9 protein-coding genes and 1 pseudogene are annotated in these 10,553 nt (G+C 43.6%); 2 read left to right on the top strand and 8 right to left on the bottom strand.

Features of this window, described 5'->3' with window-relative positions; all coding sequences use genetic code 11:
- Positions 1 to 120: 120 nt before the first annotated feature.
- From menH to IV50_RS04590, 4 genes and pseudogenes are all read right to left on the bottom strand, one after another.
- On the bottom strand, positions 121 to 915 hold the full coding sequence (menH, locus tag IV50_RS04605; RefSeq protein WP_057745738.1) for a 2-succinyl-6-hydroxy-2,4-cyclohexadiene-1-carboxylate synthase: 795 nt from the start codon (positions 913 to 915) through the stop codon (positions 121 to 123).
- Positions 902 to 2,581 (bottom strand): 2-succinyl-5-enolpyruvyl-6-hydroxy-3-cyclohexene-1-carboxylic-acid synthase, encoded by a 1,680-nt coding sequence (menD, locus tag IV50_RS04600; protein WP_057745735.1) that lies wholly within the window; start codon positions 2,579 to 2,581, stop codon positions 902 to 904. The genes menH and menD overlap by 14 nt, the downstream gene beginning before the upstream one ends.
- Positions 2,571 to 3,707, bottom strand: a complete 1,137-nt coding sequence (locus IV50_RS04595) for an isochorismate synthase (RefSeq protein ID WP_057745732.1) — start codon at positions 3,705 to 3,707, stop codon at positions 2,571 to 2,573. Before IV50_RS04595 ends, menD begins: the two co-directional genes overlap by 11 nt.
- 50 nt (positions 3,708 to 3,757) lie before the next feature.
- A pseudogene (locus IV50_RS04590) lies at positions 3,758 to 4,866 on the bottom strand (DUF2075 domain-containing protein).
- Positions 4,867 to 5,147: 281 nt separating this feature from the next.
- Between IV50_RS04590 and IV50_RS04585 the strand changes: the two are divergent.
- Complete coding sequence (locus IV50_RS04585) at positions 5,148 to 5,555, top strand: Hsp20/alpha crystallin family protein (protein ID WP_057745727.1); 408 nt, start codon at positions 5,148 to 5,150, stop codon at positions 5,553 to 5,555.
- Between the two features lie 56 nt (positions 5,556 to 5,611).
- On the opposite strand, the gene ndk is transcribed toward IV50_RS04585, so the two are convergent.
- From ndk to IV50_RS04570, 3 genes are all read right to left on the bottom strand, one after another.
- Complete coding sequence (gene ndk / locus IV50_RS04580) at positions 5,612 to 6,037, bottom strand: nucleoside-diphosphate kinase (RefSeq protein ID WP_057745725.1); 426 nt, start codon at positions 6,035 to 6,037, stop codon at positions 5,612 to 5,614.
- A gap of 95 nt (positions 6,038 to 6,132) precedes the next feature.
- The gene (locus tag IV50_RS04575; RefSeq protein WP_057745721.1) at positions 6,133 to 7,137 is read right to left on the bottom strand and encodes a YdcF family protein; all 1,005 of its coding nucleotides are present in this window, start codon (positions 7,135 to 7,137) and stop codon (positions 6,133 to 6,135) included.
- Positions 7,125 to 7,670 carry an RBBP9/YdeN family alpha/beta hydrolase gene (locus tag IV50_RS04570; RefSeq protein WP_057745718.1) on the bottom strand — a complete coding sequence of 182 codons (546 nt, stop codon included), beginning with the start codon at positions 7,668 to 7,670 and terminating at the stop codon, positions 7,125 to 7,127. The genes IV50_RS04575 and IV50_RS04570 overlap by 13 nt, the downstream gene beginning before the upstream one ends.
- Before the next feature lie 141 nt (positions 7,671 to 7,811).
- Here IV50_RS04570 and IV50_RS04565 point away from each other — a divergent pair, with 141 nt between their 5' ends.
- Entirely contained in the window at positions 7,812 to 9,017 is a 1,206-nt protein-coding gene (locus IV50_RS04565) for an ammonium transporter (RefSeq protein WP_057745716.1), read from the top strand.
- 195 nt (positions 9,018 to 9,212) lie between these two features.
- On the opposite strand, the gene IV50_RS04560 is transcribed toward IV50_RS04565, so the two are convergent.
- Positions 9,213 to 10,514 carry a 2-hydroxycarboxylate transporter family protein gene (locus IV50_RS04560; protein WP_227067385.1) on the bottom strand — a complete coding sequence of 434 codons (1,302 nt, stop codon included), beginning with the start codon at positions 10,512 to 10,514 and terminating at the stop codon, positions 9,213 to 9,215.
- Positions 10,515 to 10,553: the final 39 nt, after the last annotated feature.

Here is a 10,553-nt window from a genome sequence, read left to right as displayed (position 1 = left end):
GAACCGTGGACCCAAGGATTAAAAGTCCCTTGCTCTACCAACTGAGCTATGGAGACAAATGCGTCTGATAAAAAGACCACATTTGATTATACATGAATTCAATTTATTTGTATAGTTGGATTACAGCTGATTTAGCGTCGTTGTGTACTGCTCAGGTGCTTCAAAGTGAACATTGTGTCCCACCCCTGGTACGATAAGGGCTCGACTACGTTGCAAGTGTTGTTGCATGCGTTCAGTAATGCCCAAGAACTTCGTATCCAATGCCCCATTAATCAAAACAACCGGTACGCTTAAATTTTCTAAACTTGACCAATAACTTGGCATCGCTCCCGTCCCAAATCCTCGCAACGATGCCGCTACGTTATTCGGATTCTGTTCGACCCGTTGTCGATGCATAAAGGCTTGTTGTGCTGCTGGTAAAGCCTGTTGACTAGCAAACATCGGCAGTTGCTCCCATTCGGTTACGAAATCCAGCATTCCCGAACGTTCAATGCGCTCAGCCTTGTTCTCATCTGCCGTTCGGCGATTATGTCGGTCCTGAGCATCCGCTAAGCCGGGTGTCCCACTTTCCAAAATCACCTGCGCTAGCGCGTCAGGATATGCCAGCGCATACGCCAGGGCCAAACGTGCGCCCATTGAATAACCCACTAGTCTGATGTCTTTTAACTTAAGCGCAGTGAGCAAGTGATGTAATTCAGCAACCTGCGTTTCCGCCGCAAACCGATGCGTATCAGCAACTGTTGGTTTATCAACGCCCAACCCAAGCAAATCCAGATAAACACGCGTACCTTGCGGCTTAATTGACGCAAAATCCGCCTGACTCCCTAAGAATCCGTGCAAGAAGACCCATACTGGCGTTCCGGATCCTTCGATAGTGTAAGTATATGGATAACCTTCAATTTCAATCGTTGGCATCTATCGTTCCTCCAGCTAATGCTGCCAATATCATTTGGTGTTGCGCTACGTTTTCAGAACGATCCGTGATAACTTCAATGAAGCGTAACCCCTTTGCTGGTGTTTGAACGAGCGCGTCTAATTGTGCTAAGTCAGTGATTTGTGTATATGGTGCATCATAAAGCGCTGCAATTTTCTCAACGGATAAGGCTTGCGGTGTCCCAAACAAGGTTTCAAAATAATCTTGCGCCTGCGCTTGGGGCAAGAATGAGAAAATACCACCGCCATCATTATTAATAACCAGCACATTTAAATTAACCTGCGCTTGCTTTGCCAACATTAAGCCATTCATATCATGGAACAAAGCTAGGTCACCAATGGCTAGCCAATTATTTGCATGCCCTAACGCCATCCCCGTTGCTGTTGCAACTGTTCCATCAATACCGTTAGCTCCGCGATTAGCCCAAGCCGTAACGGCATGTTGTGGCTGCCAGTAATTATCATAATCACGAATGGCCATCGAATTGGCAATGAACAATTGCGTCTCAGCTGGCAAGCATGCCATCGCTTTCACAACACCCACATCACTCAAAGACTGGCGGGCAACAGTCTGTGCAACAACCTCTCGACTCGTTTGCCACTGTTCCAAAAAGCCGGGCATTTGCGGCGCTACCGCTTGATCAAACGCCATCAAAAAAGCTGTTTCGGTCACATCTAGTTGATAGCGGGCAACGCGACTATGGTCGCGGCCAACAAAATTCTTACCAACTTGAACAACCGAAATATTCTCCGCCTTAATCCATTGCAATACTTTAGCCGATACAGGCGTCCCACCAAATCGTACAATCAGGCGTGGTGTCGGGTACGCTTTAACGCACCCACTTTCAATCAGCGCATCAATCCCCGTAATGGCGTTTGCATTTGGCCGAACTTGTCCTAGGACATCTGTCAAAATGGGCAACGCATGTCGTTCCGCCACAGCTTGCAACTGCTTTTGATAAGTCGTTGATTCGGCTGGTCCGTCTAAAAACATCACGGCTTCTGCAAATTGCGTACGCAGACTTTCTGGTACTTCAAGCACCGCTTCCGCCTCAGCATATTGCACCGTTTCCACATTTGGCCAAACCGCACCTAACTCTGGCATCAACGGCTTACGCAGTGGTAAATTAATTTGAATCGGTCCAGCTGGCTGTTGACCCGCCAAATGCACGGCATCTTGAACTGCATAATCGATATATTCAGTTGTATCAGGTGTGGTCGACTGCATCGTCACCGTCATCGCCTTTTTTACATGCGTACCAAACAACGCTTGTTGATCAAGCGTTTGTGGCGCACCAATTCCTTGCAGTTCTTCCGGTCGATCGGTTGTCACTGCAATTAAAGGAACATGTGAAACTGCTGCTTCTGCAATTGCTGGTGCATAATTAACCGTCGCTGTTCCCGAAGTCGCCAGTAACGCGACCGGTACCTGTTGGGTTTTAGCAATGCCCAATCCCAAAAATCCGGCATCACGCTCATCAACCGCCATGTGTATCTGCATATCTGTTTGGACCGTTGCCGCAAACTCAGCCCACAACAATGCCACTGGTGTCGTTCTTGAGCCTGGTGAAATCACGACATGCCGTACCCCTTGGGCATACAAACTTTGAATAAAATGTTTTAGATTTAGTGTTAAGTCATTTTGCATCAATTTGGTCCTCTAGTAATTCTCGCATCGGCGTCATCTTCAACTGTATTTCTTGTGCTTCTTGCGCTAAGTCTGATTCCGCTAATACCCCCGCTCCTGCAAATAATCGCGCTTGATTAGCCTCAACCAACATCGAACGAATACCAACAATAAATTCTCCCATACCGTTAGGTGAATAATAGCCCAATGGCGCTGCAAACAGCCCACGTGGGGCCCGCTCATAATCCTCAATGACTTTTTTCGCCCATTCTCTGGGCCAACCACCGAGCGCCGGCGTCGGATGAAGGCGTTCAACCAAGGCGAACAATGGCGTTTCCGCATTTAATTGACCTTGGATTGGCGTATATAAGTGTTGGATTTGGGGCGTTTTTAACATCTGAGGCGTTTCGGCATATGTTAGCTTGCTGATATCAGCAAGCTGCTTGACCAACATATTAACCACAATTTGATGTTCTTCGCGATTTTTCTGATCATGCCATAAAGCATCTGCTAACACCGTATCAGCTTGTTCATCATCACCCCGCCGAATTGATCCCGCAACTGCTGCAGTTTCAAACTGGTTTCCCGCTAACTTTACAATCCGTTCAGGTGTCGCAGACACAAAGATTATCTCACCACTTTTCATCACAAAATGGTAGCTATTAGGCTGCTGTGCCACAAGGCTTTCCAATAATTGCGCAATATCAATTGACGCATCAAAATCCAACGTCGTTTGCATGCCCAAAACAACCTTTTGTTTAGTGCAATCAGTTTGCATCGTTTCTAAAACTGGTTGCATACGCGTTGTCCAATCAACTTCATTGGTTTCCGTCAGCAGCTGTAAGGCGTGCTTAGGCGTACTAACTACCGTCGTTCCCCAGTCGCTAGCTTCATTTAAATCAATCACTTGATTTGGAGTAAAAAAATAGCCCCCCATTATACCGGGCAACTCTTGATCAGCATCAAAATTAAAGCCACCAAAAACTGCAGTACGTTGTTGTTGCACCCACGCATTCAGGTCACGTTGATCAGTCCACCCACTTATCTCAGTCTGGCACCCAAAGCCAACCAACCGTGTCGCTTTATCTGCCGATGCAAAATAAACTGCATGTTCATTTTCACTAAATTCAGTCATCCATTTTTGCATTTCGTTGCTCCCACTCTGTTTGTAAGGTTAGTAAAGCCTGACGCAAGCCATCATCTGCAGCCGTGAGGTATAAACCCTTTAACGCCCCGGGTCACTAAAATACTGGCAGCATGGTACATGACATCGGCTTGCATTTTGGCAATCGCTGCCGGATCCGTCAATCTGGGTGTTTTTTTATAAATTTCACGGTGGGTCACGTCCGCAGTGTTAACTACCATATGATTGGTTGACGCATCGTACTCCAACGGCGGGCCCAATATCACACCAGCATAATTCAAATCAAATCCTTGAATGGTATAAATGGATCCTACCTGATTAATCGATTCGGGTCGCTCCGCCCAAGGCGTTTTTTGTGGGTCGTACTCATCCCATGGTAAATCAAAATCATCCATATAAACATGATGTTGACCATTTGGTAAGCGCTTAAAGCCACTCGTTGCAACCATGCGTGAAAGGCCAACTTCATGGTCGCGTGTTTGATCACGTCAAACATATCTGCTGCACGATCAAAAATACGTAAATCATAGTCACCCAAATCATTTGGTAATGGCAAAAGCTCACCTTCACCAAAAGCATCAAGCCAGTTTAAGATGGCAGAATTAGCCTGAACACGATATTGTAAATCCAAATCGAAATCTTGACGTTTCGCATGCGCTGTCACTTCATCTAAAAGCGCATGACTCCAGTAAGCTTTTGATTGCATCACTTGTTCAAAATCGAAGACAACTACGACAACTTTCGCAATCTTCATTAATTCAGTCAATTGATTGTCTTGGTAGAATTTAATGTAGGGTTCACTTTTAGATAGTAGCAAATGACCTTCATCGACCAAAACAACATCATACTTTGTCCCATTTTTATGAGCCGCATTAATGATGCTCGTTGGTCGTTGATAATCTTTCTTGCGTAAATTAGGTTCCGTACTAGCTAATTCTTGATAGACCTTCAATAATTCAGGATGATTGACAGTAAAAATATTGTGAGTCCCTTGATATGGTCCAACATTTTGACGAGCACTATTTTGGAGACGTTTAAAGAGTTCCGTTAGCACAACGCTCTTTCCCGTTCCGGCCTTCCCATTAATAACCGCGACAGCTGGCTGATCATCAGTAGCTACTAACTGTCTTTGAATAAATTTTTCAATTCCAGCTAACTGCATTTCCTGGTCTTGTGTCAAATTTTTAACGTTAAATTTTTTTATCGTTGAATTTTCCATAAATTCATTATACACCGTGGCAACGTTGATAGAATGCCCCTTTCAAAAAGCAAGTAAATCTTAAATTAGCACTCTAACGAAGAAAGTGCTAATTTTTTCGCAAAAACCCTTGTATTTATTTTTAAAGGTGCTACTATAGTAAATGTAAGCAAGGGGTTGGCAAAACAAAGCCCGACTTACAACAACCAAAAATAAAAATAAATTATAAAGAGAGGTATTTTACCATGGCTAACGAAGTACGCACATATAACGATTTGAATCACTTTATCGATCAGGTTTCACGTGGATTGTTTAACGAGGCATCAACACCATCTGTATTGAACGCTGATGTGACTGAATCTGATGACAAGTACACTGTTCATGTAAATGTACCTGGTGTTAATAAAGACGATATTAACTTGAACTACCGTGATGGAGTTTTGAATATCGACGCAAAGTACGATCATTTTGAAGATCATTCTGATGAAGATAACCACGTTTTGTTGAGTGAACGTCAAGAAGGAACAGCACACCGTAGCTTGAACCTACCAGGTGTTGACGAATCACAAATTTCAGCAACGACTGAAGATGGTGTTTTGAACATCACTCTTCCAAAGGTGCAAGAAGAAGATCACAAGATTTCAATTAACTAATTGAAATAAAAAAGCAGTACGCTAAGCGTACTGCTTTTTTTTGTGTCTTCATAGATTTAAATGTCGTTGCCAAACCAAATCTTCATTTCGCGTTGGGCCGCTTCAGGACTATCAGAACTGTGCACAACATTACGTAACTTGTCATCCGCATATTCTCGCCCAAAATCACCACGAATTGTGCCAAAAGCAGCTTCAGAAGGGTTAGTAGCCCCTGCCATACGTCGGAAAACCGAAATAATCTCAACGCCACTGGCGACAATTGCGACAATCGGACCTTCTTGCATGTAAGATTTCATGTCAGGATAGTATGGCTTATTCACCTTATCGGCATAGTGCTCAGCTAACAATTCATCCGTAGCTTGTGTCACCTTTAAAGCATCAATACGATAGCCCTTGTGTTCGATTCGTGAAATAATCTCACCAATGTGTCCTTGGCTTACGCCATCAGGTTTAACTAAAATCAACGTTTGTTGCGTTTCCATCTTCTGCACCTACTTTCTCTATATATCACCCAGCGAATTTTACTTCGTTTCATATTATACCCGTCTGAACAGCCGTGTACACAGCTAATTGTGATTTAATTAACAAAAATATAGAACACGAAGCCTAGCCCTACAACCAACGCCATTGCATGTCTCCAACGGTATTGAAACATTATGGCACAATACTCACGAAAATACGCATGCCAAAAGGCCTTTGGCGCTGTTTTAGCACCAACACTATGCGTCGTAACACCAATTTTTTGCGCCAAGAGTGCCGCGCGGTAGGTATGGTAATCGCTTGTAACAAATACGCCCGCAGTTGGGTTTAAGCCATGTTGGATTAACCAAGCCTTCGTAAACATCATATTTTCAGCGGTACTCGTTGAAGCTGTTTCCAACACCAAAGCCGAACGTGGATACCCTTTTTCTTCACAATAGGTCGCCATCGCCTCAGCTTCTGAAATCGTTTCATCACCGCCCTTACCCCCTGACAAAATCAACCAAGGTTGGTCCAGTTGTTTTGCAACAAGTAGTGCTTGATCTAAACGGGCCTGTAAACTTAACGATACTTGATTACCATAATTCAAACCCGCACCCAACACTAGAACATACGCTGATTTAACTGATGTTCGATTTTGGTGCCTATAAATCAGAAAACCGACGCCGTAAGCAAACCACCAAAATATAAAGTACCCACTTATAAAGCCAAGCAAGATAACGATTAGTTGTAACCTCGGCTCTGGGGTTAACCACATCTGAATGATTAGCCCCGTTAATAGACAACATATGACCAGCACAATCAGAATCGTCGCATTCACTAAGCGATAACGATGATTTCGTCGTGTCAGCCATGCCGTTTGAACAAGTTGCCAACCAATCCATATGCCCGCTAAACCGACTAGGATAATGAATAGACTCAATCCAAGCACCCAAAGTCGATGCATCCACACGTTTCCAGAACTTAATTCAGTCACTAGGCCAACCACCACCAACATGAGCACCGTAACCCATACACCATTCAAAAGACGAATTCGTCGCGTCCGGAAACTTAGATACAAGCCAATCAAAATAAACAGCAACCCCATTATCAAGTACGCCATTGTTGCATCCCCGCTAAGACTTCACCCAAAATCGGAGCTCGTCGTCCCAAAAAATGACCACCCGTTGGACGGACTAAACAATCAATTTGTAATGCCGTTGCCAAATCAAACGATATTTGCCATGACACAATTGGATCATCTTGCGCAGTCACCATAACTCCTTGCGCAATGCGTGCTCGAATCCCCATTTCGTTCAACTCCTGTGGCACAATTTGGTTCAGCTCTGGAAACGCAGACAACTCCTGATTAAAACCACTTACCAACAGTACAGATACGGGTGCCCCATTAGTCTCAGCTAAATAGGTTAAAATCCTCAAAACCCCTAAACTATGCCCAATCAAACAATTCTCCTGATTCGGATCAATGATTTCACTTAAATATGTTGTCCAGGCATCCATATTCAAGTCATCTTTCTCCGGCAAGGACAACCGCTTAACACGACCACCCTGGTGCTTTACAATATATTGGTCCAGCCATTCGAACCAATCCGAATCCGCATTCGCACCATAACCAGGAACGATATAGTAATTCATAATGCACCTCTTTTCATATCTTATATATTGTTTTCAATCTAAAAAATGTCCGTGTGAGTTTTTCTAACATATTTTTTCACTTCTTAATTTTTACGCCTATACTAATTGGTATAGTTAAAAAAAGAAAGAAGGAATCGTTATATGAACCCCGTTGACACAGTCTTTGTGCTTTTCTCCGCCCTTCTAGTATGGATTATGACCGCTGGTTTGTCACTCTTTTACGGGGGACTTACGCGGTCAAAAAGCATGCTAAACACGATGATGATGGTTATTTTGCCACTAGGTTTTGGAACTGTCATTTGGTATCTCTTTGGTTACAGCCTAGCTTTCAATGGTAATGGGGCATTCATCGGTAATTTGAAAGACTTTGCCTTTGCTAACGTATCTCTTACCCAAAGTACCCATGACTTAACGATTCCCGATGCAGTCTTTGCCATTTTCCAAGGGATGTTCCCACTTATTACAATTGGTATTATTGCTGGCGCCGTCGTTGATCGTATCAATTTCAAAGCATTTGGTATTTTCACCATCATTTGGATGCTAGTTGTTTATGTTCCACTGGCCCACATGGTTTGGGGTGGTGGTTTAATCCAAAAACTTGGCGTCCTCGACTTTGCTGGTGGTGATGTCGTCCACATCTCATCTGGCGTCTCAGCTCTCGTCTTAGCAATTGTGATTGGACATCGTAAAGACATGTTACCACCAACCGTGAAAAACGTTCCCGCTGTCGTTGCTGGTGCTGCACTCCTATGGCTCGGCTGGTTTGGTTTTAATGCCGGTTCAGCACTAGCGATTAACGAAGCGGCCATCCAAGCACTCTTAAATACCATCTTAGCTGGCGCCCTTGGCTTTACCCTATGGAACTTGCTTGACTATCTCAAAAATAAAACAATTTCACTTTCAGGTAGTTTTACTGGCGCCTTAACGGGATTAGTATTGATTACGCCGGGTGCAGGCCTCATTAAAAGTAACGCAACCTTCATCACAATCTTAATTGGCACCCCAATCTTATTCTTCGCCATTAATGGTCTCAAACACCACTTTGGTTACGATGATGCTCTTGATGCATTTGGCGCACATGGTCTTGGTGGCATTCTTGGAGGACTCTTCACCGGAGTTTTTGCTGATAAAGGGTTATCTGGTACTGAAGGATTAATCCACGGAAACATCGGCATTATGGGCACCCAACTGGCTGGAATCGCCATTGCGATTATCTGGGCTGCTATCGGCACTTTCATTATTATTAAATTGATTGGATATTTTATGCCGCTTCGCGTCGATCCAAACGCAGCTGATTCACGCGATATCGTCGAACACGCCGAATCAAGTTTCGATTTCAACAACTAAAAGGACACTGTCAAACTAATCACACGCTGTTGTGATTAGTTTTTTTGTCCAATCATTATGGTTAGCGGTTATATCGTTGACATCCCCGCCTTTCAGCAAGTCAATTAAACGCAAAAAAGATTAATTATCAAACCAAAATAAAAAACCCATGCGTCCTTTGAAGAACGCATAGGTTTTATGTTTTTTGGCATATAACTAATGGAAGAATGAAATGTAGAAACCAGCGATAACCAACATGATGGCACCACCAAGACGATTTCCCATTTGCGCAAATCCAATCAAGTTCATCCGATCTGACGCAGCAAGGACGGCAACGTTTCCGGCACCACCCATACTGTTGTTACAGAATCCGGCCGTAATCGCTGATTCAATTGGATACAAGCCAAACCAGTAACCGATAATTCCGGCAGCCAAACCAATCGTGGCCACACTAATCAAAACAAGCACAACAAATGTTAGATTCAATGAGTGCGCAAGCACGCTCAAGTTCAAGAGTGACAAACCAACACCAGCCAAAAGTGCGTGGGTCATGTTTGTGGTGACTGTTTGTCCAAACAATACTGCTGAATTTTCATAGTATTCTGGTAGAATACCAAGTGCTTTAACGACAATAACCGTTAAGATAATGAAAGCGTATGTGTTGATTTTTGGAAATACAGCATTCAAGCCTGTTCCAATCATGTAGAATGACATCGCCATGATTAAACCAACACCAAGTTGCTTCATGTTGCTGAAGTCTAACTTCTTCTTTTCTCCTGCTTGCGCATCATTTTCATCACGCATCATCTTACCGTGACCATTCCACTTGCTGTTAACCATGGTCTTTGAGATAACACCAGCAGCGATGATGGCAACAACGTTACCAAGCACTGTGGCTGGGAACAATTGTGATAGATAAGTTCCAGCTGAGCCACCAAGGCCGTGAGCGTAAATACTTGACAATGGCACGATACCAGCACCAACACCACCGGCCATAATTGGGAAAGCAACGTACATAACTGAGTGAACGAACCCGTTACCCATCAACATACCAACAGTTCCAACAACAAACCAACAAACAGCCATTGATAAGAAGGCAACCGGGATGAAACGAACAGCTGCCTTAAGCAACATCTTTCGATCCATCGCCAAAATTGAACTTGTGATTAGTGAAACAATGAAGAAGTCAATGAACCCCATATCACTCGTAAAACTTCCAGCCGTTTTAACAACACTCGCTGGCACAATACCCGTTGTCGCTAAGATTGCAGCTGCAAACATCGTAAAGACAGCACCACCACCGAGATACGTCTTAAAGACCGGTAGGTTAGCACCCAAGTAATAGAAAATATCCCCCATCAAAACGAGGACAAAGATAGCACCTAACATATTGTCAGGTAAGACGCCCATGTTAACAATAATGACTAACAAGATTGCCATAATCGCATATGCAACTAAACCAATACCATCAATTTTGATAGCATCAAGCTTAGACATAACTGATTTAACATTATTCATGATTTGATACCCTTTCCTAACCAATAATTTCTTAACACC

This window comes from Weissella viridescens (genome assembly GCF_001437355.1).
Classification (GTDB): Bacteria; Bacillota; Bacilli; order Lactobacillales; family Lactobacillaceae; genus Weissella; species Weissella viridescens.
The sequence above is the reverse complement of the archived record's forward strand: the minus strand, read 5'-3'. Positions and strand labels throughout refer to the sequence as shown.